The organism is Pseudomonas sp. NPDC086581 (assembly GCF_044746165.1).
Lineage (GTDB): Bacteria > Pseudomonadota > Gammaproteobacteria > Pseudomonadales > Pseudomonadaceae > Pseudomonas.
The window spans coordinates 22,123-49,020 of sequence record NZ_JBIVBR010000005.1 but is presented as its reverse complement, the minus strand read 5'-3'; the positions used below and the strand labels follow the sequence as shown (position 1 = coordinate 49,020).

Genomic DNA, 26,898 nt, shown 5'->3' with positions numbered 1-26,898 from the left:
TCGAGGCGAAGAGTTACCAGCCCACACCCAGGCCGAGGGTGTACCGGCGCTCGTTGACGTCGCCGTCGTTGCCGCTGAGCTTGTCCCACTCGGCCTTCAAGCTCAGGGACGCCCAGGAGGTCAGCTTGTAGCGGATGCCCGCCTCGCTCTCCAGTTCGTACTCCACGTTGGACTCCAGCGGCTTGCTGACTTCGCCGTTGGTGAACACCTCGAACTGCTTGGCCAGCAGGTAACGGTTGTAGTCCCACTTCAAGCTGGTGCTGTAGAAGTGGGATTTCTCGTCGTCGACGAATTCGTAGTCGTTGCGGTTGACCAGGGTCGCCAGGGAGAACGCACCCAGCTCGTTGTCCCAGAACTGGTAGCCCGGGCCGGTACCGACGGTGCGTTTCTTCTGCAGGTCCTCGATCCAGTCGCGCTTGTACTGCGCCTGGCCCTGCCAGAACCAGTGCTCGTCGAGGAAGCGGTCCAGCGCGTATTGCGCGGAATAATTGTTGGTACTGACCTGATCGTCCTTCTTCTCGCGGTTGTACTCGCCCTGCAAATTGTGGCGCCAGCGGCCGTGGCGGGCGTTGGTCTTGAAGTCGATGTCGTAATCCTCGACATCGTTCTCGGCCTGCTTGTGGTCCAGGGAGAAGTCGACGTTGCCGGTCCACACCCAATCTTCGAGGATCGGCTTGGGCGGCATCATCTGCTCGATCTTCGCCAACTCCACCGTACGCGCCTCACCATTGACCAGCGTGACCTTGCCCTGGTCGGACGCCTTCAGGCCCTTGGAGTGCTCGCCGGTTTCCTCGTCGTACTTCACCAGCAGGTTCTGATCGGTCTCCAGCGTCTTGATCTTGTCCGCCTTGAGCGTGATTTCTCCGCCGTAGTCGGTCGCCAGCAGCAGCTTGCCACCGTCATACAGCTTGATGGTGCCGCTGAGACGATCGCCATTCTTCAGCCAGACGGTGTCGGCAAAGGCGGAAAGGGAACAGGATGCGAGGGCAACACAGAGCAGGTTTCTGGAGAACATGAGTCGAATTCAACTGGATGGAATGGGCAAAAAGCCGGGCATTATCCAGATACCCGACACTAGAGCAACGACTGACCGACCCAGTTGCAGGGAGTTCACAATGACTGACAGATGGGTCTGACAAACGAGCCGACTTGTCAGGGCGGCACCAGCCGATATGCTGAGCGCCAGCCCCTCTATTGCGGTGCATTCGATGCCCAAGCCAAAGCCCCCAGCCAGCGCACCGGTGACTGACCTCGGCCTGGAAAGCCTGCAGGTGCGCCGCGAAGCAATCTTCCTGGTCATTGCCCAGGTGCCCGAAGGCTCCGTCATCACCTATGGTGATGTAGCGCGCCTCGCAGGCCTGGGCCGCTCCGCGCGGCTTGTAGGACGTATCCTCAGCCAATTGCCCGAAGGCACGCGCTTGCCCTGGCATCGGGTGATCGCCGCCGGTGGGCGCATCAGCCTGCCAATCGGCACCGTTTCGGGTAACGAACAGCGCGCACGATTGCGTGCAGAGGGTGTCAGAATCCATAACGATCGGGTGGACATACGTCGGCACGGCTGGCCTAGCGGCGAGCAGTCCTAGTAGAGTTCGCGTAATTTTTCGTCCTGCTGGAAAACACCCCCCATGAAAGAGCATTCCTGGCGCGAGGCATGGATTGCCTACAAGTCTCCCGCCAGCCTCGCGCTTTTGCTGCTGGGTTTCGCCGCCGGCCTGCCGTACATGCTGGTGCTTTCCACCCTCTCGGTGTGGCTGCGTGAAGCGGGTGTCGCTCGGGAAACCATCGGCTTCGCCAGCTGGATCGGGCTGGTGTACGCCTTCAAGTGGGTGTGGTCGCCCATGCTCGACCAATGGCGCCTGCCCTTCATCGGCCGCCTGGGGCGCCGTCGTTCCTGGCTGGTGTTCTCCCAGGGGCTGATAGCCATCGGCCTTCTCGGCATGGCCCTGTGCAACCCGCAGGCGCACCTGAACTGGCTGATCGCCCTGGCGATGGTAGTGGCCTTCGCCTCGGCCACCCAGGACATCGCCATCGACGCCTACCGCCTGGAGATCGCCGAGAACACCCGCCAAGCCGCTCTGGCCGCGTGCTACATGACCGGCTACCGGGTCGCGGTGCTATTCGCCACCGCTGGCGTGCTATTCCTCGCCGAGTGGGCTGGCTCCAGCGCCCTGCACTACAGCCAGTCGGCCTGGGCCCTTACCTACGCGGTGTGCTCACTGGCCATCCTGCCCGGCCTGATCACTACGCTGCTGATGAAAGAGCCACCGGTGAACGTGCAGCCGCAGGCCGGCAGTTCGGCCTTCGCCTTCAACCACCAGTTGCTCTCGGTGCTGACGCTGCTGGTGCTGCTGATCTCCGTACCGGCCATGCTCACCGCCCTGACCGCCCAGGCCTGGCCGCGAGCCGCGCTGTACGCGATCTTCATCGGCATCTGCATGACGCCCCACGGCCGCCGGCAGATCCGCCCGGTCCGCGATCTGCTATCGAAGGTACGTCGCCCGCTGCTGCTGGCCGTGCACGGACGGGGCCTGCCGCAGTTCGACTTCGTCCACCAGGCCGTATCGGTGATCGTACTGATCATTCTGTTGGTCACCGGTGCCGCCTTCATCAACATGGCCGAAGCCGGCAAGTGGTGGCTCGCCATCCTGTACCTGCTGATCGCCCTGAGCTGTATTTCCGCGCCCGGCCGCCTGCTGATGGCACCGGTGCTGACGCCCATCACCGAGTTCGTCCGCCGCTACCGCTGGCAGGCGCTGCTGCTGCTCGGGCTGATCTCCACTTACCGCATGTCCGACACCGTCATGGGCACCATGGCCAGCGTGTTCTACATCGACATGGGCTTCTCCAAGGACACCATCGCCACCGTCAGCAAGCTGTTCGGCGTGGTCATGACTCTGGTGGGTGCTGCGGCCGGTGGCGTGCTGATCGCCCGCTTCAGCATCCTGCCGATCCTCTTCATCGGGGGCGCGGCCTCGGCCGGGACCAACCTGCTGTTCGCCATGCTGGCGCAGATGGGCGCGATCGACGACCCGCACTTGATGGGGCAGAACGTCTTCGCCCTGCTCAAGGTGCTGGAACCCCACGTCACCATGCTGGTGGTGACCATCATGCTCGACAATTTCAGCGGCGGCCTCGCCACCTCGGCCTTCGTCGCCTACCTATCGAGCCTGACCAACCTGAAGTTCTCCGCAACCCAGTACGCCATGCTCAGCTCCACCATGTTGCTGCTTCCGCGCTTCATCGGTGGTTACTCCGGCGCCATGGTCGAGAGCATGGGCTACGAGCGGTTCTTCTTCTTCACCGCCCTGCTCGGCATCCCCACGCTGCTGCTGATCGGCTGGTTGTGGCTGCGCCGCAAGAACAACATCGTCAACGGTGCAGCCGAGGAAGCCACGGAGGCGCCAGCGCAACAGCCCAGCGCCGAACGCCACTGACCCTCGATAATGGATCAGCGCCCATGAAAAAGGCCGGCAAATGCCGGCCTTTTTTCGTTCCTGCGGCGCGGGATCAGTCCGCCAGGACGGCGTCCTCTTCGCCCTTGACCACTCGCACCACCTTGTTCGGCGCCAGGTCGATGCCGGAATCGCGCAGACGCAGGCGCACCTGCTCGTTAAGCATGAAGGTAACGCCCCAGTAGTCGGCATTGGCGGTCCACAGGCGCAGCGACAGGGTCACCGAGTTCTCGCCCAGGCCCGCGACCACCACCACCGGCGCCGGCGACTTGAGCACGCGCGGATCGTCCGCCAGCTCCTGGAGGATGGAGCGTGCGCCGTCCAGGTCGGCATCGAAGGCCAGTTTCACGTCGAAGGTCACCTGGCGGGTGCTCTGGGTCGAGGTGTTGGTGATGATGCCGTTGGACAGCGCGCCGTTGGGCACGATCACGGTGCGGTTGTCACCGGTGCGCAGCACGGTGTGGAAGATCATGATGTTGTCCACGGTGCCGGAAACGCCCTGCGCTTCGATCCAGTCGCCGATCTTGAACGGACGGAACAGCAGGATCAGCACACCGCCGGCGAAGTTCGACAGACTGCCTTGCAGCGCCAAGCCGATGGCCAGGCCGGCCGCACCGATGGCCGCGACGAAGCTGGTGGTCTGGATGCCGATCATCGAAGCCACGCTGACCATCAGCAGGATCTTCAGGATGATGTTCACCATGCTGCCGATGAAGCCCTGCAGCGTCTTGTCCACATGCTTGGTGGACATCACCCCGCCCACACGACGGGTGAACAGGTTGATCACCCACCAACCGATCAGCAGGGTCAGCAGCGCCAGCGTGGCATTGCCCAGATAGGCGAGGACGACCGGTGTCCAGGCCTCCGCGCTGATCATGATCTGCTCGTAATTCATATCCATGGATACAGGCCCCTTGTCTATTGCCATTCCAAAAACAAAACCGCCATGGCAAGCCATGGCGGTCGGGAGTTCGCCGGGCGACTCTCTTACTGCGACGTCAGGCGGGCGGTGAGGTTCCGCAGCTTTTCGTCGCAGCGCGCATCAGTCGCGGAAGTTGTTGAACTGCAGCGGCATGCCGAGGGACTCGCCGCGCAGCAGCGCGATGGCTTCCTGCAGGTCGTCGCGCTTTTTGCCGGTGACACGTACCTGCTCGCCCTGGATGGCGGCCTGTACCTTGAGTTTCTTGTCCTTGATCAGGGCGACGATCTTCTTCGCCAGATCCTTGTCGATGCCCTCGCGGAAGTCGACTTCCTGCTTGACCACCTTGCCGGAGGCGAAGGAGTCCTTCACTTCCATGCACTGTGCGTCAATCTTGCGTTTGACCAGGCTGGAGCGAAGAATGTCGAGCATCTGCTCGAGCATGAAATCCGCCTCGGCGGTCAGGGTGATGGACTTTTCCTTGGCCTCGAAGCTGCACTTGCCCTTCAGGTCGAAACGGCGGTCCAGTTCCTTGGTGGCGTTATCCAAGGCGTTGGTCAGTTCGTGTTTGTCCAGTTCGGACACCACGTCGAACGAAGGCATGACATCTCTCCAGATGGACGGCGCGATGCGGTTCACAGTCAGCATCGAGCCTGGCTTGACGATAAAAATGCGCGGTCATTATAACTGACAGACAAGACCGCGCCCGGCCTCTGACACTGAGAGTCGGCATTTCCCACCCGTTTGCGAGACATTCCTTTCCATGCCAACCAACCATCTCAGCATTCTGGTGGTCGACGATGCCAAGTTCTCCAGCGCCATGATCGGCCGCGCGCTGAGCCAGGCGGGCTATCAGAACGTACGCTTCGCCAGCAGCGCCAGCGAAGCGCTCGACCTGCTGGAAAAGGAGCCAGTGAGCGTATTGCTCGCCGACTGGCTGATGCCCGAGATGGACGGCCTGGAGCTGACCGCGCGGGTACGCCAGCTCGACGAGAGCGGCGATCACTACACCTACATCATCCTGCTCACCGGCAAGGAGGGCGACAACGCCCTGGCCGAAGCCTTCGACCGCGGCGTCGATGACTTCGTCAGCAAGTCGGCGATGAACGAGCAACTGGTGCCCCGTGTACTGGCCGCCGACCGCCTGAGCAACACCCTGCAGCGCCTGCTGATGGAAAACCGCCTCCTCACCGAGAACATCACCAGCCTGGAGGAGCGCAACCTGGTCGACAGCGCCACCGGGCTGGGCAACCAGCGCTACCTGAAGCAAAAGCTGGCCGACAGCATCCGCCAGGTGGAATCCCGTGGCGGCGCGGTTTGCTACATGCTGATCGGCCTGCCGGAACTGGCCGAACTGGGGCAGAAGCACGGCCAGTCGTTCCAGAACGAACTGCTCCATGGCGTCGCCCGGCGCCTGCAGCAACTGGTGCGGCCGCTGGATGTCCTGGCACGCATCGATGGCCAGCATTTCGCCCTGATTACCCTGCTCGAAGACCTGCAGGAATGCTCGCCGAGCAGCTTCCGCCGCCTGCACGAAGGCCTGAACCTCAAGGCGTTCAAGACCAGCGAGGGCTTCATCACCCTCAAGGCCGGCATCAGCCTGGTGGGGCTTGACGCCAAGGCGCTGCCGCTGGAGGTCGAACAACTGATGCAGCAAGGCCGCGCGCTGCTGCCCGATGCCTTTGCCAGCGGGCGAATCAACGCCAGCCGCCTGACCGGCCTGCGCTAAACTTCGCGGTAAGCCCCCGAATCCGCGAAGTTCCTCCCATGACCTGGACCATCCTCGGCGCCGGCAGCCTCGGTTGCCTATGGGCCGCCCGCCTGTCCCGCTCCGGCCTGCCGGTGCGCCTGCTGCTGCGTGACCGCCAGCGCCTCAATGCCTACCGCGCCCTCGGCGGTGTCACCCTGGTGGAAGACGGCCGCGAGAGCCTCTACCCCATTCCGGCGGAAACCGCCGCCCAGGGCGCGCCGATCCAGCGCCTGTTGCTGGCCTGTAAGGCCTACGACGCCGAATCCGCCGCCGCCAGCGTGGCCGCGCGCCTGGCCCCGGGCGCCGAACTGATCCTGCTGCAGAACGGCCTGGGGAGCCAGCAGGCGGTCAGCGCCCACCTGCCCCGTGCCCGCTGCCTGTATGCATCCAGCACCGAAGGTGCCTACCGCGAAGCCGACTTCCGCGTAGTGTTCGCAGGTCAGGGACAGACCTGGCTGGGCGACGAACAGGCCGGCCCCGAGCCGGAATGGCTGGCCGACCTACGCCGCGCGGAGATTCCCGTGCAGTGGAGCGACGACATACTCGAACGCCTATGGCGAAAGGTCGCGCTGAACTGCGCGATCAACCCGCTCACCGTGTTGCACCAATGCCGCAATGGTGAGCTGGCCAGCCATCCCGGCGAAGTCGCCGAGCTCTGCGACGAGCTGGGCCAATTGCTTCATGCCGCCGGCTACTCCGCCGCCGCACGGGAGCTGCAGGGCGACGTGGAGCGGGTGATCGCCGCTACCGCAGCGAACTTCTCGTCCATGTACCAGGACGTCGCCAAGGGCCGGCGCAGCGAGATCGCTTACCTGCTCGGGCACGCCTGCCAAGAGGGCGACCGCCGGCACCTCGCACTGCCGCAGTTGCACGCCCTGCACGAGCGTCTGCGGGCCTACCTGGTGGCCCGCGGATTGCCCGACAACTGACGGCGGGCTACCCTGCCCGCCTCCCCTGTTTTTTCTCTTTGACGCGCCCATGCCTTCACCCATGAACCTGCGCCAGCGCCTGGAAGACCTGCCGGTCGGCCAGAAAATCCTCGCCGCCCTGCTGGTGCTGCTGGCGACCGTGATGCTGGTAGCCAACCTCGCCTTCATCAGCGCGGCCTACTGGATATCCCAGGACAGCGTCGCGCCCCAGGCCTTGCAGACCATCGGCCGACTGATCGCCAACCCGGCGCTCAGCGAGCCGGCATTGTCCTCGCCCACCCAGGCACAGGTGCTGCTGCGTCAATTGGATGACTACCAGCCGCTGCGCGCCGCCGCGCTCTACGACAGCAATGGCGAGCGCATCGCGCAGACGCCGAGCAACGGCCCGGTGGCCCTGCCCGAGCGCCTGGACCACCTGGAGCGCTGGCGCCAGCACGAATACCGACTCAACGCGCTATTCGAGCTGCCCCAGGCCGGCCGCAACAGCGGCTACCTGCTGCTGGTGGCGAGCAGCGAGCTGCCTGGCGCCTTCTACACCGGCACGCTGACCGCCAGCCTGGTCATTCTCGCGGTCTCGGTGCTGCTCTGGCTGCTCATCGCCCAGCAGATCCGCCGCCTGATCACCCGGCCTATCCGCAGCCTGGAAGAGCTCTCGCGCCAGGTCACCCGCGAAGAGAACTACGCCCTGCGCGCCGAGCGCGGCAATGCCGACGAGATCGGCCGTCTGGCTGACGCCTTCAACACCATGCTGACCCGCATCGAGGCCCGAGAGCAGCAGCTCAAGCGCGCCCGTGACGACGCCCAGGAAGCCGTGGAACAGGCCCAGTCGCTGGCCGAGGAAACCCGCCGCTCGAACCGCAAGCTGGAGCTGGAAGTCCAGGTGCGCAGCAAGATCGAGAAGAAGCTCACCGGCTTCCAGCACTACCTCAACAGCATCATCGACTCCATGCCTTCGGCGCTGATCGCGGTGGACGAGCAGCTCTACGTCACCCAGTGGAACCAGGAAGCCAGCCAGCTCTCCGGCACCAGCCTGGACGATGCGGTGAACCAGCCGGTGTTCCTGGCCTTCCCGTCGCTCAAGCCCTTCCTGCCGCAGCTCACCCGCGCCGCCGAGCAGCACAAGGTCGAGCGCGTCGAACGCGTCACCTGGGCCCTTACCGATGCGCCGCGCCACTACGCCCTGACCTTCTACCCACTGATGGGCGGCACCGGCCGCGGCGCGGTGATCCGCATCGACGACATCACCGACCGCCTTGGGATGGAAGAGATGATGGTGCAGTCGGAGAAGATGCTCTCCGTCGGAGGCCTGGCCGCCGGCATGGCCCACGAGATCAACAACCCGCTGGGCGCCATCCTGCACAACGTGCAGAACATCCGCCGGCGACTGTCTCAGGACCTGCCGAAGAACCTCGAAGTGGCCGGCGAAGTGGGCGTGCGCCTGGACGACCTCAACCACTACCTGGAGGCGCGGGAGATTCCCAAGCTGATGGATGGCATCCAGTACGCCGGCTCTCGCGCCGCGAAGATCGTCACCCACATGCTCTCCTTCAGCCGCCGCAGCCACCGCCAGATGGCAGCCTGCGAGCTGCCAGCGCTGCTGGAACAGGCGGTGGAGATTGCCGGAAACGACTTCGACCTCACCGGCGGCTTCGACTTCAAGTCGCTGGAGATCGTCCACGAGTACGACCCGCGACTGGGTCCGGTGCCAGTCATCGCCAACGAGATCGAACAGGTCCTGCTCAACCTGCTGAAGAACGGCGCCCAGGCCATCCACCTGCGCGACGACGAAGAGGAAGGCGAATACGGCCGCATCACCCTGCGCACCCGGCTCAACCCACCGTGGGCGGAAATCCACGTGGAAGACAACGGCTGCGGCATGCCGGAGAACGTGCGCAAGCGCATCTTCGAGCCCTTCTTCACCACCAAGGAAGTCGGCCAGGGCACGGGGCTGGGCCTGTCGGTCTCGTATTTCATCGTCACCAACAACCACAAAGGGCAGATGGAGGTGCAGTCCGAACTGGGCGTGGGCACCTGCTTCACCATCCGTCTGCCGCTGGCCGCCGAGATTTCCCCGCCGCTGCCACTCTTGGCACAAGGCGACAAGGAGCATTGAGCCATGGGCAATCGCCTGTCGAAGATATACACCCGTACCGGCGATGCCGGAGAAACCGGCTTGGCCGACGGCCGGCGGGTGCCCAAACACCATCCGCGCGTGGAAGCCATGGGCGCAGTGGATGAGCTGAACAGCCACCTCGGCCTATTGCTGGCCGGGCTGCACGAAGCGCGCAGCAGCGCCCTGGAAGAAGTGATCGGTGTGTTGGCGCCGATCCAGCATCGCCTGTTCGACCTGGGCGGTGAGCTAGCGATGCCGGAATACCGCGCGCTGAACGATGCCGAAGTGGAGCGCCTGGAGCAGGTGATCGACCGCTGGAACGAGGAACTCGGGCCGCTGAAGAACTTCATCCTGCCCGGCGGCTCACGCCTGGTCGCCCTCGCCCACCTGTGCCGCGCCCAGGCGCGCAACGCCGAACGTCGTTGCCAGCAACTGAATGCGGAGGAGCCACTGGAAGGCGCAGGCCTGCGCTACCTGAATCGGCTATCCGACCTGCTGTTCGTCGCCGCACGCTTCATCGCCCGCCGCCAGGGCGTGGAAGAGATTCTCTGGCAGGCCGCCGAAAAGCCCGCCTGACCGAGCTCTGCAGGATGGCGTGGGCGCGGCGATACCCCTCGCCGCCCCGCGCAAAGTGCCGATCAGCCTTCGCTTTTCGGCCAGAACGCACGAATACCCGCCACGCCCTGCGCACCGGCCTGCCAGGCACGCTCGACGTCCTGCGGGCCGACCCCACCGAGCAGGAACACCGGCTGGTTGAAGCCATCGATCAGCTCTGCCGCCGCTTCCCAGCCCAGTGCCGGCTCACCCGGATGACTCTCGGTGGGCTGCACCGGCGACAGGGTGACGAAATCCACGCCCATGCGCGCCGCCAGCTCCAGTTCCTCGGCGCTGTGACAGGAAGCCGCCAGCAGACGCTCACGGGGGAACGGCCGGCCGTTGGGCGCGTACTTGCGCAGTTGCTTGGAGGTCAGGTGCCAGCCGGCCGCCGGGAAGTCTCCCAGCCACTCCAGCGGCCCCTTGAGCATCAGCTGCGCCTTGCCGGCGCACAGGCCTTGCACGTCGACGGCGAGGTCGCGGTACTCGGGGCTGTACATGTTCGGCGCGCGCAGCTGGATCAGACGGATACCACTGGCGACAGCGGCACGCACGCCCTGCACCAGTTGCGGGATTTCCAGGCCATCGGGGGTGATCAGGTAGCGATCCGGCAGGCGCGCGGCCTGCACGATGGGCTCGTTGGCTGCCGGGAATTCGTAGTCCGGCAGGTCGCGCGGGGCGACCCAGGCCAGAGGCTGGCCCTCGGCGCCATGGGGCGCACCGGAGAAAGCGGAGACTTCCCAGACATCCAGCAGCACATGCTTGTCGCTGTAGTCGTGCTGCACCCGGATCAGCGGGCGCGCCTGCTCGACGTCGATGCCGAGTTCTTCCTTCAGCTCGCGGGCCAGGGCGACCTGCACTGCTTCACCCTCTTCCACCTTGCCACCGGGAAACTCCCAGAGACCGCCCTGGTGCTTGTCGTCCGGACGGCGGGCGATCAGCACCCGGCCATCGAGTCCGCGAATCACGGCGGCGGCGACATGTACTCGTTTCACAGTGCTACTCCTCAATCCGATTCAGGCAGGGCCCGCGCAGAGGGGCATTCTACCGTCATTGGCGACCGGGTTCAGGCGCGTTCGACCATCGCCGCTTCCAGCCAGGGACGGAAGGCCGGCCAGGCATAGATCGCATCGACGTAGTTCTGCGCCTCGATCGGCAGGGTCACGCAGTAGCTGTGCAGGCGCGTGGCAACAGGCGCATAGAAGGCATCCGCGATGCTGGCGTGGCCAAACAGGAACGGACCGTCCTGGCCGAACTGCTGGCGGCACAACGTCCAGAGTTCGACGACACGGGCGATATCCGCCTCCACCGCGTCGGGCACGTTGGTCAGCGGCTGGTTGCGCTGGATGTCCATGGGCATGTGCGAACGCAGCGCCATGAAGCCGCTGTGCATCTCTGCGCAGACTGTGCGTGCGAGTGCGCGGGCCGCTTCGCCCCGGGGCCAGAGGTGAGCTTCGGGGAAACGTTCGGCGAGGTATTCGGCAATCGACAGGGAATCCCAGATCAGCCCGTGCTCGCACTTCAGCGCCGGCACCTTGCCGCTGGGCGAGTGCTCGCGGATGCGCCGCGAGATATCCTGCCCACCGAGGGGAATGAGGATTTCCTCGAACTCGGCGCCGGTGAGCTGCATGGCCAGCCAGCCGCGCAGGGACCAGGAGGAGAGGTTCTTGCTGCCGATGATCAGGGTAAGGGACATGGACGCGATGCTCTTGAAGGTCAGTCAGGAGACCTTAGAGTGCTGCCGTCATGAAAACAAATTCCCGATTTTCATCCTTCGATGAAAATCGGGAATGCGAGGGCAACGAGGTGCCAGCGCTCACGCGTCGATCAGGTACGGTATTCCGCGTTGATCTTCACGTACTCGTGGGACAGGTCAGTGGTCCAGATGGTCTCGCTGCAGGTGCCGCGACCGAGATCGATGCGGATGGTGATCTCTTCCTGGGCCATGACTTTGGCGCCCTGGTCCTCGGTGTAGCTGGTGGCGCGGCAGCCACGGCTGGCGATGGCCACGTCATCGAGGAACACGTCGATCAGGCTCACGTCCAGGTCAGGCACGCCGGCACGGCCGACGGCCGCGAGGATACGACCCCAGTTCGGGTCGGAAGCGAACAGCGCGGTCTTGATCAGCGGCGAGTGGGACACGGCGTAGCCGACGTCCAGGCACTCCTGGTGAGTCGCGCCGCCATTCACCTGCACGGTGACGAACTTGGTGGCGCCTTCGCCGTCGCGGACGATGGCCTGGGCCAGTTCCATGGAAACTTCCAGCACGGCCTGCTTCAGCGCGGCGAACAGCGCGCCGCTGGCGGCGGTGATTTCCGGCAGCGCGGCCTGGCCGGTGGCGATCAGCATGCAGCAGTCGTTGGTGGAGGTATCGCCATCGATGGTGATGCGGTTGAAGGACTTGTTCGACGCGTCGCGCAACAGGTCCTGCAGCACGCCCTGGGCAACCTTGGCGTCAGTGGCGATGTAACCGAGCATGGTGGCCATGTTCGGCTTGATCATGCCGGCGCCCTTGCTGATGCCGGTGACGGTGATGGTCACGCCGTCATGCTGGAACTGGCGGCTGGCGCCCTTGGGCAGGGTGTCGGTGGTCATGATGCCGGCAGCGGCGTCGGCCCAGTTATCCACAGACAGGTTGGCCAGCGAGGCCGGCAGTGCGGCTTCGATCTTCTCGACCGGCAGCGGTTCGCCGATCACGCCGGTGGAGTACGGCAGCACGGCGTTTTCCGGTACGCCAGCCAGCTCGGCCAGCTTGGCGCAGGTGCGGGTGGCGTTGGCCAGGCCGGGCTCGCCGGTGCCGGCGTTGGCGTTGCCGGTGTTGGTCAGCAGGTAGCGCACCGGCCCCAGGAAGCGCTTGCGCGCCAGGATTACCGGGGCGGCGCAGAAGGCGTTGGTGGTGAACACACCGGCCACGGTGGAGCCTTCGGCGCAGCGCATCACCACGATGTCCTTGCGGCCGGGTCGTTTGATGCCGGCAGAGGCGATGCCGAGTTCGAAACCGGGAACCGGGTGCAGGGTGGACATGGGGCCGAGACCAACAGCCATGTGGCGCGCTCCTATCTAGTCAGTGAATCGAGTCAGTAAGACGAATCAGTGGATCAGATGTGAAAAACGCCGCGAGCGGCAGGGCCGGTCGCGGCGTTGGTATCAAGGTCGGGAGGCTTTATTCCACCTGACCGTGGCAGTGCTTGTACTTCTTGCCCGAACCGCAAGGGCACGGCTCGTTGCGGCCGATCTTCGGTTCGTTGCGGATGGGTTCCATCGGCACCACGTTGTCGGCAGGTACTTCACCCTCTTCTTCCGGCTCGCCGGTCACCTGGTCCAAGGACGGTGCGGCGGCGTGCTGGAACTGCATGCGTTTGGCCATTTCCTCGGCTTCGCGGCGCAGGCGGGCTTCTTCCTCGGCCGGATCTTCGCGGCGAACCTGGACGAAGGACAGAACACGGATGGTGTCGCGCTTGATGGAGTTCAGCAGGTCCTGGAACAGGTTGAAGGACTCGCGCTTGTACTCCTGCTTCGGGTTCTTCTGCGCATAGCCGCGCAGGTGGATACCGTGACGCAGATGATCCATGGTGGACAGGTGGTCCTTCCACAGGTCGTCCAGCACGCGCAGCAGCATCTGCTTCTCGAAGGTGCGCAGGGCTTCTTCGCCGGCGAGCTCTTCCTTCTCGTTGTAGGCCGCGACCAGCTCGGTGAGGATCTTCTCGCGCAGGGTTTCTTCGTAGAGCTTCTCGTCTTCATCCAGCCACTGCTGGATCGGCAGCTTCAAGCCGAAGTCGCTGTACAGCGCCATTTCCAGACCCGTGATGTCCCACTGTTCAGGCAGCGATTGCGGCGGAATGTGTTCGCTGACAGTGTTATTCAGGGTCTCTTCGCGGAACTCGGTGATGGTTTCGCCGATGTTGTCGGCCGCGAGCAGGGTGTTGCGCATGTGGTAGATCACCTTGCGCTGCTCGTTGGCGACGTCGTCGAACTCCAGCAGTTGCTTGCGGATATCGAAGTTGCGGCCTTCGACCTTGCGCTGCGCCTTTTCGATGGCGTTGGTCACCATGCGGTGCTCGATCGCCTCGCCCGGCTGCATGCCGAGGGCCTTCATGAAGTTCTTCACCCGGTCGGAGGCGAAGATGCGCATCAGGTGGTCTTCCAGCGACAGGTAGAAGCGGCTGGAGCCCGGGTCGCCCTGACGGCCGGCACGGCCGCGCAGCTGATTGTCGATACGACGGGATTCGTGGCGCTCGGAGGCGATCACATGCAGGCCGCCCGACTCGATGACCTGCTGGTGACGCTTCTGCCAGTCGGCCTTGATCTGCGCGACCTGCTCGTCGGTGGGGTTCTCCAGCGCGGCGACTTCCACTTCCCAGTTGCCGCCCAGCAGGATGTCGGTGCCACGACCGGCCATGTTGGTGGCGATGGTGACTGCGCCCGGACGACCGGCCTGGGCGATAATCTCGGCTTCCTTCTCGTGGTACTTGGCGTTCAGTACCTTGTGCTCGATGCCGGCGTTCTGCAGCAGCTGCGAGACGTACTCGGAGGTCTCGACCGAGGCTGTACCCACAAGGATCGGACGGCCCAGCGCCTGGCACTGCTGCACGTCGGTGATGATTGCGGCGTACTTCTCGTCCTGGGTCAGGTAAACCAGGTCGTTGAAGTCCTTACGGGCAACCGGACGGTGGGTCGGGATCACCACTACGTCCAGGCCGTAGGTCTGGCGGAATTCAAAGGCCTCGGTGTCCGCGGTACCGGTCATGCCGGCCAGCTTGGTATAGAGGCGGAAGTAGTTCTGGAAGGTGGTCGAGGCCAGGGTTTGGCTCTCGGCCTGGATCGGCAGGTTTTCCTTCGCTTCGATGGCCTGGTGCAGGCCCTCGGAGAGGCGGCGGCCCGGCATGGTACGGCCGGTGTGCTCGTCGATCAGCAAAACCTGGTCGCCCTGAACGATGTATTCCACGTTGCGATGGAACAGGGTGTGGGCGCGCAGCGCTGCGTAGACGTGGGTCAGCAGGCTGAGGTTGTGCGCGGAGTAGAGACTCTCACCCTCGGCCAGCAGGCCGTTCTGGGTCAGCAGCTCCTCGACGTAGGCATGGCCCTGCTCGTTGAGTTCGACCTGACGGGTCTTCTCGTCGATGCTGTAGTGGCCCTGCTGGGTCACCTGGCCTTCGACTTCCTCGATGTGGCGCTTCAGGCGCGGGATCAGCTTGTTGATCTTGATGTACAACTCGGAGCTGTCTTCGGCTTGGCCGGAGATGATCAGAGGAGTCCGCGCCTCGTCGATGAGGATGGAGTCCACTTCGTCGACCACCGCGAAGTTCAGTTCACGCTGGAACTTGTCTTCCAGGCTGAACGCCATGTTGTCGCGCAGGTAGTCGAAGCCGAATTCGTTGTTGGTGCCGTAGGTGATGTCCGAGGCGTAGGCAGCGCGCTTCTCTTCCGGCGGCTGGAACGGGCTGACAATGCCGACGCTCAGGCCAAGGAACTCGTACAGCGGACGCATCCAGTTGGCGTCCCGGCGAGCCAGGTAGTCGTTCACGGTGACCACGTGCACGCCCTTGCCGGACAGGGCGTTCAGGTAGACAGCCAGGGTACCCACGAGGGTTTTGCCCTCACCGGTACGCATCTCGGCGATCTTGCCTTCGTGCAGGGTCATGCCGCCGATCAGCTGGACGTCAAAGTGACGCATTCCCATCACACGCTTGCCGGCCTCCCGGGCAACGGCGAAGGCTTCGGGAAGAATCTGGTCGAGAGTCTCACCCTTGGCGACGCGTGCCTTGAACTCTTCGGTCTTGGCCTTCAGTTGCTCATCGGAAAGCGGGACCATCTGGGGCTCGAGTGCATTGATGGCCTGGACCTGCTTGGCCATGCGCTTCACTTCGCGCTCGTTCTTGCTTCCAAAGAGTTTTTTCAACAAAGGCGCAAACATATCGACTGGGTCATCCGAACTGGAGAATTGGAGGGCTGCCCGACTGGCTGGCCGCGGCGCGGAACGGCAATGAAGCGGGCATTCTACCCGGAAACTATCGGGAAAAAAGTGCCGAAGTCATCCTCCGAAGCTTCGCATTCTGCGAGCTTGGGGGCAATGCATGGGTGGACAACTTTGAATCCGAGTGAGTGATATGGTGACGCAGACGGGCAACTTCAAGGGTGGACGGTGGCATCTGGCCCTGAGTGCATCTGTTACCATCCTTATTCATTCACTCCCGGTTGCTCTCGATGGCCTTCCGCCCCCTGCCCGCCAAGGCGATGACCAAGTTGCTGCGCGAAGCCAAGCCGCTGCAGTCACTGTTCGCCCAGGCGCAGCGCCTCTCGCGCCTGCAGGAACTGCTCGACTCGCAACTACAGCCCGCGGCGCGCCCTTACTGCCGTGTCGCCTCCTGGCGTGAAGGCAGCCTTCTGCTGGTCGTCACCGACGGTCACTGGGCCACGCGCCTGCGCTACCAGCAGAACCGCCTACTGCGGCAACTGGCCGCGTTCGAGGAATTCAGGGGTTTGGCACGCATCCTGTTCAAAGTACAACCGTTGATCCAGGCGCCGCCCCGAGTGAACACCAATCGCATCACCGAGTCCGCCTCCGCCACCCTGCACGAAGCCGCGGAAGGCATCAGCAATCCACAACTCAAGGCCGCCCTCGAGCGCCTCGCCAGCCGCAGCCGCAAACCGCCCGAAGCGGATCAGGAATAAAAGCGCAGGCATAAAAAAAGGCCACCCGAGGGTGGCCTTTGAAATTTGTAGCTGAAAGGAGGAGGTTTCCTTATACGGCCGCAGCGGGTCGCATATAGGAGATCGGCGCGGTCTTGGCGTCCTCGAAGGTCACCACTTCCCAAGCGTCCTTGTCTGCGATAAGGGTACGCAGGAGACGGTTGTTCAGGGCGTGACCGGACTTGTAGCCGATGAACTCGCCGATGAGGCTGTTACCCAGCAGGTACAGGTCACCAATGGCGTCCAGGATCTTGTGCTTGACGAACTCGTCCTCGTAACGAAGACCGTCTTCGTTGAGCACTCGATACTCGTCGACCACGATGGCGTTCTCCACACTGCCACCCAGAGCCAGGTTCTGGGAACGCAGCATCTCGATGTCGCGCATGAACCCGAAGGTACGGGCGCGGCTGACTTCCTTCACGAAGGAAGTGCTGGAGAAATCCACCACGGCTTTCTGGGTGCGACCACGGAAGACCGGGTGATCGAAATCGATCTCGAAGCTCACCTTGAAGCCGTCGAACGGAACGAAGGTAGCGCGCTTGTCGCCCTCTTCCACCGTCACTTCGCGCTTGATGCGGATGAACTTCTTGGCCGCTTCCTGCTCTTGCAGGCCAGCGGATTGGATCAGGAATACGAAGGGACCTGCGCTGCCATCCATGATCGGTACTTCCGACGCGGACAGCTCGACATAGGCGTTGTCGATCCCCAGGCCGGCCATGGCCGAGAGCAGGTGCTCCACGGTATCCACCTTGATGTCACCCTTGATCAGGGTGGTCGACATGGTGGTTTCACCGACGTTCGAGGCCCGTGCGGGAATTTCCACCACAGGGTCGAGATCGGTCCGGCAGAACACGATGCCAGTATCGACGGGAGCCGGCTTCAGGGTCAGGTAAACCTTTTCCCCGGAGTGCAGGCCGACACCGGTCGCCCGGATGATGTTCTTCAAGGTGCGTTGTCTGATCATGGCTTTGGCCGCTTTCGCGCAAGTTGCGAACTGTTGTCAACAATGGGCGGCGATGATAGCAGAACCGCCCTTTGCTGAACACCAATCACATTGATACTCCTGATAAATCGACTCAATCGGCCTGACGACGCAGGAAGGCCGGGATGTCCAGATAGTCCAGATCGTCCTGCGGGTTCAGCTTGGCCGCGGTGGCTGCGCCGCCGTGGTTCTGGTTACGCATGACGGTCGGACGATCCAGGTCGCGGTAATTCACCGACTGCTGCTCGCGCTGAACCGGCGCCTGGGTGCTGACGGCCTGGGTCTGAACGGTGTTGTCGACGACCTTGACCGGCTTCTCCAGGCGAGCGCCCAGACCGGTGGCGACCACGGTGACGTGCAGTTCGTCGCGCATGTCCGGATCGATCACGGTGCCCACTTTCACGGTGGCGTGCTCGGAAGCGAACTGCTCGATGATGTTACCCACGTCGGAGTACTCGCCCAGGGACAGGTCCGGACCGGCGGTGATGTTCACCAGGATACCGCGGGCGCCCTGCAGGTTGACGTCTTCCAGCAGCGGGTTGCGGATCGCGGCTTCGGTAGCCTCGCGAGCGCGGTTCGGGCCGCTGGCGCAACCGGTGCCCATCATGGCCATGCCCATTTCGCTCATGACGGTTTTCACGTCGGCGAAGTCGACGTTGATCATGCCCGGGCGCTTGATGATGTCGGAGATACCGCGAACGGCACCGGCCAGTACATCGTCAGCCTTGGCGAAGGCGGCCAGCAGGCTGGCGTCCTTGCCCAGGATGGTCAGCAGTTTTTCGTTCGGGATAGTGATCAGCGAGTCGACGCTTTCAGCCAGCGAGCGGATGCCCTCGTCGGCGATCTGCATGCGCTTGCGACCTTCGAACGGGAACGGACGGGTGACCACGGCCACGGTGAGGATGCCCATTTCCTTGGCAACCTCGGCGATGATCGGCGCAGCACCGGTACCGGTACCGCCACCCATGCCGGTGGTGATGAAGACCATGTCGGCGCCTTCCAGGACTTCGGCGATACGCTCGCGGTCCTCGATGGCGGCCTGGCGGCCCACTTCAGGGTTGGCGCCAGCGCCCAGGCCCTTGGTCACACCCGGGCCGAGCTGCAGCACGGTGCGCGCGGCGATGTTCTTCAGCGCCTGCGCATCGGTGTTAGCGCAAATGAATTCGACGCCATCAACGTTGTTCTTGGCCATGTGGTTCACGGCGTTGCCGCCGCCGCCACCTACGCCAATAACCTTGATGACTGCTGTTTGCGGGACGTTATCTACCAGTTCAAACATTTCCCCTCTCCTTCCTTTCTAGTTGTGTTGCCTACGTTTACCGCGGTGGTAAATCAGAAATTGCCCTGGACCCAGCGTTTAAGCTTTTCCAGTACCGGTGTCTTGGGTTCGTCGCTGCTGAAGCTGCTGCCGGACATGGAGATGCCGTCGGACTGCTTTTGCAGTCCGTACAGGAGCAGCCCCACGCCGGTGGAATAGATTGGATTACGCACAACGTCGGCCAGTCCCTTGACGCTGTGTGGTACGCCCAGGCGCACCGGCATGTGAAAGATCTCTTCGGCCAGTTCGACGGCGCCTTCCATCTTGGAGGTGCCACCGGTGAGCACGATCCCGGCTGGAATCAGGTCCTCGTAGCCGCTGCGGCGCAGCTCGGCCTGGACCAGGGTGAAGAGCTCGTCGTAACGAGGCTCGACCACTTCGGCAAGCGCTTGGCGCGACAGTTCCCGCGGCGGCCGATCCCCGACGCTGGGCACCTTGATGGTTTCGCCGGGGCCGGCCAGTTTGGCCAGGGCACAGGCGTAGCGAATCTTGATTTCCTCAGCGTACTGAGTCGGCGTGCGCAGCGCCATGGCGATGTCGTTGGTGACCTGGTCGCCGGCGATCGGGATCACAGCCGTATGGCGGATGGCGCCTTCGGTGAAAATGGCGATGTCGGTGGTGCCGCCGCCGATGTCCACCAGGCACACGCCCAGTTCCTTTTCGTCCTCGGTAAGCACGGAGTAGGCCGAGGCCAGTTGCTCGAGGATGATGTCGTCCACTTCCAGGCCGCAGCGGCGCACGCACTTCTCGATGTTCTGCGCAGCGTTCACCGCGCAGGTCACCACGTGCACCTTGGCTTCCAGGCGTACGCCGGACATGCCCAGCGGCTCACGCACGCCTTCCTGGTTATCGATCACGTAGTCCTGGGCCAGGGTGTGCAGCACACGCTGGTCGGCCGGGATGGCCACAGCCTGGGCCGCGTCCAGCACACGCTCGATGTCTGCACCACTCACTTCGCGGTCGCGGATCGCCACGATGCCGTGGGAATTCAGGCTGCGGATATGGTTGCCGGCGATGCCGACGAAGGCCGAGTGGATACGGCAGCCAGCCATCTGCTGGGCTTCATCGATGGCGCGCTGGATCGATTGCACGGTGGATTCGATGTTCACCACCACACCCTTCTTCAGGCCGCGCGACGGATGCGTCCCGATGCCGACGATTTCCAGCTTGCCATCGGCCGCTACCTCACCCACCAGCGCCACCACCTTGGAGGTGCCGATGTCCAGGCCGACGACCATTTTGCCGCTCTGCACGCTTGCCATGTTTATAGAAGTCTCCTCAACTCACTGCACGGCGGTGGTCTGGGCCACCGTCGTTTCCGGCACCGGATCGCGCCACGCAACGGCCAGACCGTTGGGGTAACGCATGTCGATGCGGGCGATTTTCGTAATCTGGTCTTTCAGCGCCTTGTCGTAGATGGTCACGAACCGGCGAATCTGTTCTACCGCGTGATCGCGGCCCAGCATGATCTCCACGCCCTGTGCGGTACCCAGGGTCCAGGCGCCGCGCGAACTCATGTCCAGGCTTGCGATGGTGAAGCCCAGCGGGCGGAGCATCTGGCTGAGAATCTGGTACTGCTGCATCACTTGCTGCTGAGCGCGCTGCGGCCCGGACAGGCGCGGCAGGTGCTCGTAGTTGGCCACTTCACGCGGGGCGAAAGCCTGACCCTGGTTGTTCAGCAGCGCTTCGTCCCCCCAACGGGCGATGGGCAATTGCTCGTCCAGGCGGACAACCACCTGGTCGGGCCATACGCGACGCACTTCGGCGTGGGCGATCCAGGGCATGTGCTCCAGTTCCTGCCGCATGCCGGCCAGGTCGATGGTGAAGAAGCTGGCCGAGACGTAGGGGCTGATCCGCTGCTGCACCGCCGCCTGGCTGATGTAGCTCAAGTCGCCTTCCACGCTGACCTTGGCGATCGGCCGGTCCGCATAGGGCAGCACGTATTGGGCACCGTAGTAGGCGCCCCCGCCGAGCGCGCCCAGCACCAGAGGCCACAGCAGCACCTTCAGGAAGCCGAAGCTGGGCTTGGGCATGCGGGCGCTGAGCGGCTCCTTGGCCACCAGACGGCTGGCGCCGCGCGGCACCGGCTTGCGTGCCGGGGCACGGCCGATTCCGGGATTCTGGTGACGAAGCTGCGCGCCGTTCATGACTTACCCCCTTGCCTCGACGCTGTCGGCGAGGATCGCCAGCACCAGTTGCTGGAAATCCAGGCCGGCCGCGCGTGCGGCCATGGGCACCAGGCTGTGGTCGGTCATGCCCGGTGCAGTGTTCACTTCCAACAGCCAGAAACGCCCCTGGGCGTCCTGCATCACATCGGTCCGCCCCCAGCCCTGGATGCCAAGGGCATCGCAAGCGCGCGCGGTCAGGTCCTTGAGTTCCTGTTCCTTCTCGGCATCGAGGCCACAGGGAATCTGGTACTGGGTATCGTTGGCCAGGTACTTCGCGTCGTAGTCGTAGAAAGTGTGCGGAGTGCCCAGGCGAATGGGCGGCAACACCTGGCCACGGAGGATCGCGACGGTGTACTCGGGGCCGCTGATCCACTGCTCGACGAGCACCTGCGGGTCGAACTTCGCGGCAGCAGCCCAGGCGGAGATCAGCTCTTCCACGCCGCTCACCTTGGCCATGCCGATACTCGAACCTTCGCTGGCCGGCTTGACGATCAGCGGGAAGCCGAGCTTCGCGGCAGCGGCACGGCAATCGTCCTCGCTGGCCAGCACCGCATGATCAGGCGTCGGCAGGCCGAGGCTCAGCCACACGCGCTTGGTGCGCAGCTTGTCCATGGCCAGCGCAGAGGCCAGCACACCGCTGCCTGTGTAGGGAATGCCGGCGATTTCCAGCAGCCCCTGCATGGTGCCGTCTTCACCGCCACGACCGTGGAGGATGATGAAGGCGCGGTCGATCTTCTCGCGGGTCAGACGCTCCAGCAGGTCGTCGCCCACGTCGATGCCGAAGGCGTCCACGCCCGCGCCCTGCAGAGCCTGCAGGACCATGGCGCCAGACTTCAGCGACACCTCGCGCTCGGCGCTCTTGCCGCCGTACAGCACGGCGACGCGACCGAAGGCGCGGGGCTCGAGGGCGGATTTGAGGGCGTCACTCATTGCTTCTTCCCCTCGACGCCAGCAGCGGCGGCGCCGAACATCGGATTCTTGATCAGTGCCGGAGCCAGCCCGCCGATATCGCCGGCGCCCTGGCAGAGCAGGATGTCGCCCGGACGTAGCAGCGGCTTGAGCAGCGAAGCGAGGTCACCGCCACGCTCCAGGTAGATCGGGTCGAGCTGGCCGCGCTGGCGGATGCTATGGCACAGGTGACGGCTGTCGGCGCCGGGAATCGGCTCTTCGCCGGCCGGGTAGACCTCCATCAGCATCAGCACGTTGGCCTCGCCCAGTACCTGCACGAAGTCGTCATACAGATCGCGGGTACGGCTGAAGCGGTGCGGCTGATAGACCATCACCAGACGGCGCTCCGGCCAGCCGCCACGCACGGCCTTGATCACTGCCGCGACTTCGCGCGGGTGGTGACCGTAATCGTCGACCAGCATCACGCTCCCACCTTGCACCTGCAGGTCGCCATAGACCTGGAAGCGTCGACCGACGCCCTGGAAACCGGACAGGCCCTGGACGATAGCCTCGTCGGAAATACCTTCATCGGTGGCGATGACGATGGTCGCCAGGGAGTTCAACACGTTGTGCAGGCCGGGCATGTTCACCGAGACATCCAGCGGCTCGCGCTCGGGGCGCAGCACGGTGAAGTAGGTGCGCATGCCTTCCTGGCGGATGTTGATGGCGCGGACATCGGCGTCCTCGCTCAGGCCGTAGGTTACGGTCGGGCGGGCGACCTGCGGCAGGATCTCGCGTACCACCGGGTCGTCCACGCAGAGCACGGCCAGACCGTAGAACGGCAAGTTGTGGAGGAAGTCCACGAAAGTACGTTTGAGTTTGTTGAAGTCGCCGCCGTAGGTGCTCATATGGTCGGCGTCGATATTGGTGACCACCGAGACCATCGGCTGCAGGTGCAGGAAGCTGGCGTCGCTCTCGTCTGCCTCGGCCACCAGGTAGCGGCTGGTGCCCAGTTGCGCGTTGGTGCCGGCGGCGTTCAGGCGGCCGCCGATGACGAAGGTCGGATCCAGGCCGCCAGCGGCGAATACCGAGGCGATCAGGCTGGTGGTGGTGGTCTTGCCGTGGGTACCGGCGACGGCGATGCCGTGGCGATAGCGCATCAGCTCGGCGAGCATCTCGGCGCGCGGCACGACCGGCACGCGGCGATCCAGCGCGGCAGCGACTTCCGGGTTCGACTTGTTCACCGCGCTGGAAACCACCAGCACGTCGGCGCCGTCGGAGTTCTCCGCACGGTGGCCGATGAAGATTTCTGCGCCGAACTTCTCCAGACGCTCGGTAACCGGCGACGCCTTGAGGTCGGAGCCGGAGACTTCATAGCCGAGGTTGAGCAGCACTTCCGCGATACCGCACATGCCCACGCCACCGATGCCGACGAAGTGGATGCGGCGGATGCGCCGCATGGTGCGGGTGACGCCGGTGGGTTCTTTAACCACGGGCCACCTCCAGGCAGGCATCGACTACCGTGCAGGTAGCCTCGGGCTTGGCCAGGCTGCGTGCGCGAGCGGCCATGCGGGTCAGGGAATCGGGATGCATCAATACCTCGGACAACTGCGCGGCCAGTTCGGCGGCGCTGGTAGATTTCTGTGGCAGCAGGAGGGCCGCGCCCTCCCGCACCAGGAATTCGGCGTTCTTGGTCTGGTGGTCATCGATCGCGTGGGGCAGCGGCACCAGGAAGGACGGCAGGCCGGCGGCGGTCAGCTCGCTCACGGTCAGCGCACCGGCACGGCAGATCACCAGATCGGCCCAGGCGTAGGCGGCGGCCATGTCGGCGATGAACGGAGCTACGTCCGCTTCGACACCCGCAGCGCGATAACGCTCCGCAGTAATTTCGTCATGCTGACGACCGGCCTGATGGCGAATGGCCGGGCGTATCTCGGCCCCGATTTGCGCGAGCGCTTCGGGCAGCAGCTTGTTCAACGGCTCGGCGCCCAGACTGCCGCCCAGCACCAGCAGGTTGACGCGGCGGCCGGCCAGCGGCGCGCGGGCGCCCTCTTCCAGGAACAGCTCGACGCGCACCGGGTTGCCGGTGGTCAGGCGCTTGGCGCTGCTGTCGAAGGTATCCGGGAAGGCTTCGCAGACACGCTTGGCCAGCGGCGCGAGGCTGCGGTTGGCGGTGCCGGCGACGGCGTTCTGTTCATGAATCACCAGCGGCACGCCGGACAGCTTGGCAGCCAGGCCGCCTGGGCCGGTGACGTAGCCACCCAGGCCGAGCACGCAGACCGGCTTGAGCTGGCGAACCACGCCCAGGGCCTGGAACAGCGACTTGAGCAGATCGAACGGCGCGCGCAGCAGGGATTTGAGGCCCTTGCCGCGCAGGCCGCTGACGTTGATCAGGTGCAGCGGCAGGCCGGCCTTGGGTACCAGGTCGTTCTCGATGCCGCGCGGGGTGCCCAGCCAGTGCACGCTGTAACCGCGCGCCTGGAATTCACGGGCGCAGGCCAGAGCAGGGAACACGTGTCCGCCGGTGCCGCCTGCCATGATCAGGACGTTACCTTTCATCGGCAAAGTCCTCTTCGCTGAATTCATATTCCTCGCTGCCCATCACGGTGCGGCGTTCCCATTCGATGCGCAGCAGCATTCCCAGCTGGGCGCAGCAGATCACCAGGGAGCTGCCGCCGTAGCTGAGGAATGGCAGGGTCAGGCCCTTGGTCGGCAGCAGGCCGACGTTCACGCCCACGTTGATCAGGAACTGGCCGATCCACAGGAAAGCCAGCCCGTAGGCGACGTAGGCGGAGAAGTACTGTTTCGACTGCTCGGCCCAGATGCCGATGTACAGCGCACGCAGGCTGACGAAGACGAACAGGGCCACGGTGGCCATGGCGCCGACGATGCCCAGCTCTTCCGCGAGCACCGCGAACACGAAGTCGGTGTGCGCCTCGGGGAGGTAGAACTGCTTCTGGATGCTGTTGCCCAGGCCCATGCCGGTCCAGCCGCCACGACCGAAGGCGATCAGCGCCTGGCTGAGCTGGTAGCCCGCGCCGAACTGGTCGGCCCAGGGATCGGTGAAGTTGGTCAGGCGCGCCATCCGGTAAGGCTGGGTCTGAATCAGCAGGACCACGGCGCCCACCGCCAGCGCGACCATCAGGCCGAAGCGGAACAGGCCCACGCCGCCGAGGAACAGCATCGCGGCGGCCGCCCCCATCATCACCACGGTGGCGCCGAAGTCGGGCTCGCGCAGCAGCAGGCCAGCCATCGGCAGCAGCACCACGAAAGGCTTGAAGAAGCCCAGCCAGCTTTCGCGCACTTCTTCCTGGCGACGAACGAGGTAGCCGGCCATGAAGATCACCACGAAGACCTTGGCGATCTCCGAGGGTTGGATGTTGAACAGGCCGAAGCCGATCCAGCGCATGGAACCGTTCACCTCGCGGCCGATGCCGGGGGTGATCACCATCACCAGCAGCGCGAAGGCCACCGCCAGCAGCTTCCAGCCCCAGCGCTGCCAGGTTTCCATCGGCACCATCATGGTCACGCCGCAGGCGACGAAGCCGATGGCCAGGTAGATCAGGTGGCGGACCGAGAAGTACAGCGGGTTGCCGGACTGCGCCGCAGCGACTTCGGAGGATGCCGAAGTGACCATCACCAGGCCGAGGCCGAGCAGCGCCAGGCAACCCGCGAGCAGCGGGAAGTCGATGTCGATGCCATTGCGGCTGATCAGCGGGGACGGGTACGGGCGCAGGAAGGAGAACATCAGGCGAGCTCCTCCGCGGCCTTGGCGAACAGGCGTCCGCGTTCTTCGTAGTTCTTGAACATGTCCAGGCTCGCGCAGGCCGGCGACAGCAGCACGGCGTCGCCCGGCAGGGCCAGGTCGGCGGCATGCTCGACGGCTTCTTCGAGGGTATTCACGCGAACCTTGGGCACCGCATTGCCGATGGCAGCGCCCACCAGCTCGGCGTCACGCCCCAGCAGCAGCACCGCGCGGCAATGCTGCGCGACCGGGTCACGCAGGTCATGGAAGTCGGCGCCCTTGCCGTCGCCACCGGCGATAAGCACCAGCTTGCCGTCGATGTCCGCTCCCAGGCCTTCGATGGCGGCCAGGGCAGCGCCGACGTTGGTGGCCTTGGAGTCGTCGTAGTAGTTCACGCCATTGCGCTCGCGCACCCACTGGCAGCGGTGGGCGAGACCGGCGAATTCACGCAGGGTCTGCAGCATCGGCTCGAACGGCAGGCCGACGGCATGCCCCAGCGCCAGCGCCGCGAGGGCGTTGGACTGGTTGTGCGCGCCACGGATCTTCAGCTCGCGCGCCGGCATCAGCTTGTCGAACTGGAAGGCCAGCCACTTCTCGCCGTCTTCCTCGATCAGGCCGAAGGCCTTGAAGTCCGGCTTGTTGGTGCCGAAGGTCCAGCACGGCACGTTGTCAGCGATCAGCGGGCGGCTCAAGGCATCGGCGCGGTTCACCACGACCTGCTTCGCACCGCGGAAGATGCGGTGCTTGGCCAGGTGGTAGTCGGCCATGCCGTCGTAGCGGTCCATGTGGTCTTCGCTGACGTTCAGGCAGGTGGCGACCTCGGCGTTCAGGCGCTCGCAGGTCTCCAGCTGGAAGCTGGACAGCTCCACCACGTACAGCTCGACGTCATCGGCCAGCAGGTCCAGCGCAGGAGTGCCGAGGTTGCCGCCCACGGCGACACGCTTGCCCGCCGCCTTGGCCATGTCGCCCACCAGGGTGGTGACAGTGCTCTTGGCGTTGGAACCGGTGATGGCAACGATCGGTGCCTTCGCGTGACGCGCGAACAGGTCCACGTCGCCGGACATGCGTACGCCACGGGCAGCAGCTTCGATCAGCGCCGGCACGCGCAGCGACAGGCCGGGGCTCACGTAGAGCTCCTGGGCGCGGCAGAGGAAATCGGCGTCGAGGTCGCCGCAGCGCACCTCGACCTGCGGATACTGCTCGCGCAGGGTCGCCAGCTCCGGCGGATTCGCGCGCGTATCGGCCACGGCAAACGGCACGCCCTGGCGCGCCAGGTAGCGCACCAGGGACATGCCGCTCTTGCCGAGGCCGACAACGATGCGGAATTGGTCGGAAGCGATCAGGCTCATG

23 protein-coding genes are annotated in these 26,898 nt (G+C 64.5%); 7 read left to right on the top strand and 16 right to left on the bottom strand.

Features of this window, described 5'->3' with window-relative positions; translation table 11 throughout:
• Positions 1–13: 13 nt before the first annotated feature.
• Complete coding sequence (locus ACIPK7_RS11920) at positions 14–1,015, bottom strand: DUF481 domain-containing protein (protein ID WP_401087869.1); 1,002 nt, start codon at positions 1,013–1,015, stop codon at positions 14–16.
• A 193-nt stretch (positions 1,016–1,208) separates the two neighbouring features.
• On the opposite strand from ACIPK7_RS11920, the gene ACIPK7_RS11915 reads away from it, so the two are divergent.
• Together ACIPK7_RS11915 and ACIPK7_RS11910 are read left to right on the top strand one after the other, a co-directional pair.
• Complete coding sequence (locus ACIPK7_RS11915) at positions 1,209–1,583, top strand: MGMT family protein (RefSeq protein WP_192431529.1); 375 nt, start codon at positions 1,209–1,211, stop codon at positions 1,581–1,583.
• Between the two features lie 42 nt (positions 1,584–1,625).
• Positions 1,626–3,434 (top strand): AmpG family muropeptide MFS transporter, encoded by a 1,809-nt coding sequence (locus tag ACIPK7_RS11910; protein ID WP_401087867.1) that lies wholly within the window; start codon positions 1,626–1,628, stop codon positions 3,432–3,434.
• 73 nt (positions 3,435–3,507) lie between these two features.
• Here the strand turns inward: ACIPK7_RS11910 and ACIPK7_RS11905 are convergent, their stop codons facing one another.
• Positions 3,508–4,353, bottom strand: a complete 846-nt coding sequence (locus ACIPK7_RS11905) for a mechanosensitive ion channel family protein (RefSeq protein ID WP_401087865.1) — start codon at positions 4,351–4,353, stop codon at positions 3,508–3,510.
• A gap of 141 nt (positions 4,354–4,494) precedes the next feature.
• Positions 4,495–4,974, bottom strand: a complete 480-nt coding sequence (locus ACIPK7_RS11900) for a YajQ family cyclic di-GMP-binding protein (protein WP_138521343.1) — start codon at positions 4,972–4,974, stop codon at positions 4,495–4,497.
• A 160-nt stretch (positions 4,975–5,134) separates the two neighbouring features.
• Between ACIPK7_RS11900 and ACIPK7_RS11895 the strand changes: the two genes are divergently transcribed.
• The 4 genes from ACIPK7_RS11895 (at position 5,135) to ACIPK7_RS11880 (ending at position 9,739) form a co-directional block, all read left to right on the top strand.
• Entirely contained in the window at positions 5,135–6,100 is a 966-nt protein-coding gene (locus ACIPK7_RS11895) for a response regulator (RefSeq protein ID WP_401087863.1), read from the top strand.
• A gap of 38 nt (positions 6,101–6,138) precedes the next feature.
• Positions 6,139–7,050 carry a putative 2-dehydropantoate 2-reductase gene (locus ACIPK7_RS11890; RefSeq protein ID WP_401087861.1) on the top strand — a complete coding sequence of 304 codons (912 nt, stop codon included), beginning with the start codon at positions 6,139–6,141 and terminating at the stop codon, positions 7,048–7,050.
• A gap of 61 nt (positions 7,051–7,111) precedes the next feature.
• A complete protein-coding gene (locus tag ACIPK7_RS11885) occupies positions 7,112–9,163 on the top strand; it encodes an ATP-binding protein (protein ID WP_192431790.1) in 2,052 nt (683 codons plus the stop codon).
• A 3-nt stretch (positions 9,164–9,166) separates the two neighbouring features.
• The gene (locus ACIPK7_RS11880; RefSeq protein WP_081517502.1) at positions 9,167–9,739 is read left to right on the top strand and encodes a cob(I)yrinic acid a,c-diamide adenosyltransferase; all 573 of its coding nucleotides are present in this window, start codon (positions 9,167–9,169) and stop codon (positions 9,737–9,739) included.
• 62 nt (positions 9,740–9,801) lie between these two features.
• Here ACIPK7_RS11880 and ACIPK7_RS11875 read toward each other — a convergent pair whose 3' ends face one another.
• From ACIPK7_RS11875 to secA, 4 genes are all read right to left on the bottom strand, one after another.
• Positions 9,802–10,752 carry a Nudix family hydrolase gene (locus ACIPK7_RS11875; RefSeq protein ID WP_401087859.1) on the bottom strand — a complete coding sequence of 317 codons (951 nt, stop codon included), beginning with the start codon at positions 10,750–10,752 and terminating at the stop codon, positions 9,802–9,804.
• Positions 10,753–10,823: 71 nt separating this feature from the next.
• Complete coding sequence (locus ACIPK7_RS11870) at positions 10,824–11,453, bottom strand: glutathione S-transferase family protein (protein ID WP_401087857.1); 630 nt, start codon at positions 11,451–11,453, stop codon at positions 10,824–10,826.
• Positions 11,454–11,584: 131 nt separating this feature from the next.
• Entirely contained in the window at positions 11,585–12,802 is a 1,218-nt protein-coding gene (argJ, locus tag ACIPK7_RS11865; RefSeq protein ID WP_401087855.1) for a bifunctional glutamate N-acetyltransferase/amino-acid acetyltransferase ArgJ, read from the bottom strand.
• A gap of 118 nt (positions 12,803–12,920) precedes the next feature.
• Entirely contained in the window at positions 12,921–15,671 is a 2,751-nt protein-coding gene (gene secA, locus ACIPK7_RS11860; protein WP_192431537.1) for a preprotein translocase subunit SecA, read from the bottom strand.
• 290 nt (positions 15,672–15,961) lie between these two features.
• Here secA and ACIPK7_RS11855 point away from each other — a divergent pair, with 290 nt between their 5' ends.
• On the top strand, positions 15,962–16,429 hold the full coding sequence (locus ACIPK7_RS11855) for a DUF721 domain-containing protein (RefSeq protein WP_401087853.1): 468 nt from the start codon (positions 15,962–15,964) through the stop codon (positions 16,427–16,429).
• Between the two features lie 70 nt (positions 16,430–16,499).
• Here ACIPK7_RS11855 and lpxC read toward each other — a convergent pair whose 3' ends face one another.
• The 9 genes from lpxC to murD all read right to left on the bottom strand — a co-directional run bounded on the left by lpxC (position 16,500) and on the right by murD (position 26,897).
• Positions 16,500–17,411 carry a UDP-3-O-acyl-N-acetylglucosamine deacetylase gene (gene lpxC, locus ACIPK7_RS11850; protein WP_184589107.1) on the bottom strand — a complete coding sequence of 304 codons (912 nt, stop codon included), beginning with the start codon at positions 17,409–17,411 and terminating at the stop codon, positions 16,500–16,502.
• A 112-nt stretch (positions 17,412–17,523) separates the two neighbouring features.
• Complete coding sequence (ftsZ, locus tag ACIPK7_RS11845; protein WP_017518095.1) at positions 17,524–18,708, bottom strand: cell division protein FtsZ; 1,185 nt, start codon at positions 18,706–18,708, stop codon at positions 17,524–17,526.
• Positions 18,709–18,761: 53 nt separating this feature from the next.
• Positions 18,762–20,009: a cell division protein FtsA gene (ftsA, locus tag ACIPK7_RS11840; RefSeq protein ID WP_045209630.1), complete on the bottom strand. Its 1,248-nt coding sequence runs from the start codon at positions 20,007–20,009 to the stop codon at positions 18,762–18,764.
• A 21-nt stretch (positions 20,010–20,030) separates the two neighbouring features.
• A complete protein-coding gene (locus tag ACIPK7_RS11835) occupies positions 20,031–20,894 on the bottom strand; it encodes a cell division protein FtsQ/DivIB (protein ID WP_192431539.1) in 864 nt (287 codons plus the stop codon).
• 3 nt (positions 20,895–20,897) lie between these two features.
• Entirely contained in the window at positions 20,898–21,845 is a 948-nt protein-coding gene (locus ACIPK7_RS11830) for a D-alanine--D-alanine ligase (protein ID WP_401087850.1), read from the bottom strand.
• Positions 21,842–23,296 carry a UDP-N-acetylmuramate--L-alanine ligase gene (murC, locus tag ACIPK7_RS11825; protein ID WP_192431541.1) on the bottom strand — a complete coding sequence of 485 codons (1,455 nt, stop codon included), beginning with the start codon at positions 23,294–23,296 and terminating at the stop codon, positions 21,842–21,844. The genes ACIPK7_RS11830 and murC overlap by 4 nt, the downstream gene beginning before the upstream one ends.
• Positions 23,289–24,362, bottom strand: a complete 1,074-nt coding sequence (gene murG, locus ACIPK7_RS11820; protein ID WP_192431542.1) for an undecaprenyldiphospho-muramoylpentapeptide beta-N-acetylglucosaminyltransferase — start codon at positions 24,360–24,362, stop codon at positions 23,289–23,291. The genes murC and murG overlap by 8 nt, the downstream gene beginning before the upstream one ends.
• Positions 24,352–25,551, bottom strand: coding sequence for a putative lipid II flippase FtsW (gene ftsW / locus ACIPK7_RS11815; protein ID WP_401087847.1), 1,200 nt, complete (start codon positions 25,549–25,551; stop codon positions 24,352–24,354). Before ftsW ends, murG begins: the two co-directional genes overlap by 11 nt.
• Positions 25,551–26,897, bottom strand: coding sequence for a UDP-N-acetylmuramoyl-L-alanine--D-glutamate ligase (gene murD / locus ACIPK7_RS11810; protein ID WP_401087846.1), 1,347 nt, complete (start codon positions 26,895–26,897; stop codon positions 25,551–25,553). Before murD ends, ftsW begins: the two co-directional genes overlap by 1 nt.
• Position 26,898: the final 1 nt, after the last annotated feature.

Coding starts and splice junctions, on each gene's coding strand:
- ACIPK7_RS11910 (WP_401087867.1), top strand. CDS start 1,626: ATGAAAGAGCATTCCTGGCGCGAGGCATGGATTGCCTACAAGTCTCCC.
- murD (WP_401087846.1), bottom strand. CDS start 26,897: ATGAGCCTGATCGCTTCCGACCAATTCCGCATCGTTGTCGGCCTCGGC.
- argJ (WP_401087855.1), bottom strand. CDS start 12,802: ATGGCTGTTGGTCTCGGCCCCATGTCCACCCTGCACCCGGTTCCCGGT.
- ACIPK7_RS11855 (WP_401087853.1), top strand. CDS start 15,962: ATGGCCTTCCGCCCCCTGCCCGCCAAGGCGATGACCAAGTTGCTGCGC.
- ftsW (WP_401087847.1), bottom strand. CDS start 25,551: ATGTTCTCCTTCCTGCGCCCGTACCCGTCCCCGCTGATCAGCCGCAAT.
- lpxC (WP_184589107.1), bottom strand. CDS start 17,411: ATGATCAGACAACGCACCTTGAAGAACATCATCCGGGCGACCGGTGTC.
- ACIPK7_RS11835 (WP_192431539.1), bottom strand. CDS start 20,894: ATGAACGGCGCGCAGCTTCGTCACCAGAATCCCGGAATCGGCCGTGCC.
- ACIPK7_RS11915 (WP_192431529.1), top strand. CDS start 1,209: ATGCCCAAGCCAAAGCCCCCAGCCAGCGCACCGGTGACTGACCTCGGC.
- ACIPK7_RS11905 (WP_401087865.1), bottom strand. CDS start 4,353: ATGGATATGAATTACGAGCAGATCATGATCAGCGCGGAGGCCTGGACA.
- ACIPK7_RS11870 (WP_401087857.1), bottom strand. CDS start 11,453: ATGTCCCTTACCCTGATCATCGGCAGCAAGAACCTCTCCTCCTGGTCC.
- ftsZ (WP_017518095.1), bottom strand. CDS start 18,708: ATGTTTGAACTGGTAGATAACGTCCCGCAAACAGCAGTCATCAAGGTT.
- ACIPK7_RS11830 (WP_401087850.1), bottom strand. CDS start 21,845: ATGAGTGACGCCCTCAAATCCGCCCTCGAGCCCCGCGCCTTCGGTCGC.
- secA (WP_192431537.1), bottom strand. CDS start 15,671: ATGTTTGCGCCTTTGTTGAAAAAACTCTTTGGAAGCAAGAACGAGCGC.
- ACIPK7_RS11890 (WP_401087861.1), top strand. CDS start 6,139: ATGACCTGGACCATCCTCGGCGCCGGCAGCCTCGGTTGCCTATGGGCC.
- ACIPK7_RS11885 (WP_192431790.1), top strand. CDS start 7,112: ATGAACCTGCGCCAGCGCCTGGAAGACCTGCCGGTCGGCCAGAAAATC.
- ACIPK7_RS11900 (WP_138521343.1), bottom strand. CDS start 4,974: ATGCCTTCGTTCGACGTGGTGTCCGAACTGGACAAACACGAACTGACC.
- ACIPK7_RS11920 (WP_401087869.1), bottom strand. CDS start 1,015: ATGTTCTCCAGAAACCTGCTCTGTGTTGCCCTCGCATCCTGTTCCCTT.
- ACIPK7_RS11895 (WP_401087863.1), top strand. CDS start 5,135: ATGCCAACCAACCATCTCAGCATTCTGGTGGTCGACGATGCCAAGTTC.
- ftsA (WP_045209630.1), bottom strand. CDS start 20,009: ATGGCAAGCGTGCAGAGCGGCAAAATGGTCGTCGGCCTGGACATCGGC.
- ACIPK7_RS11880 (WP_081517502.1), top strand. CDS start 9,167: ATGGGCAATCGCCTGTCGAAGATATACACCCGTACCGGCGATGCCGGA.
- murG (WP_192431542.1), bottom strand. CDS start 24,362: ATGAAAGGTAACGTCCTGATCATGGCAGGCGGCACCGGCGGACACGTG.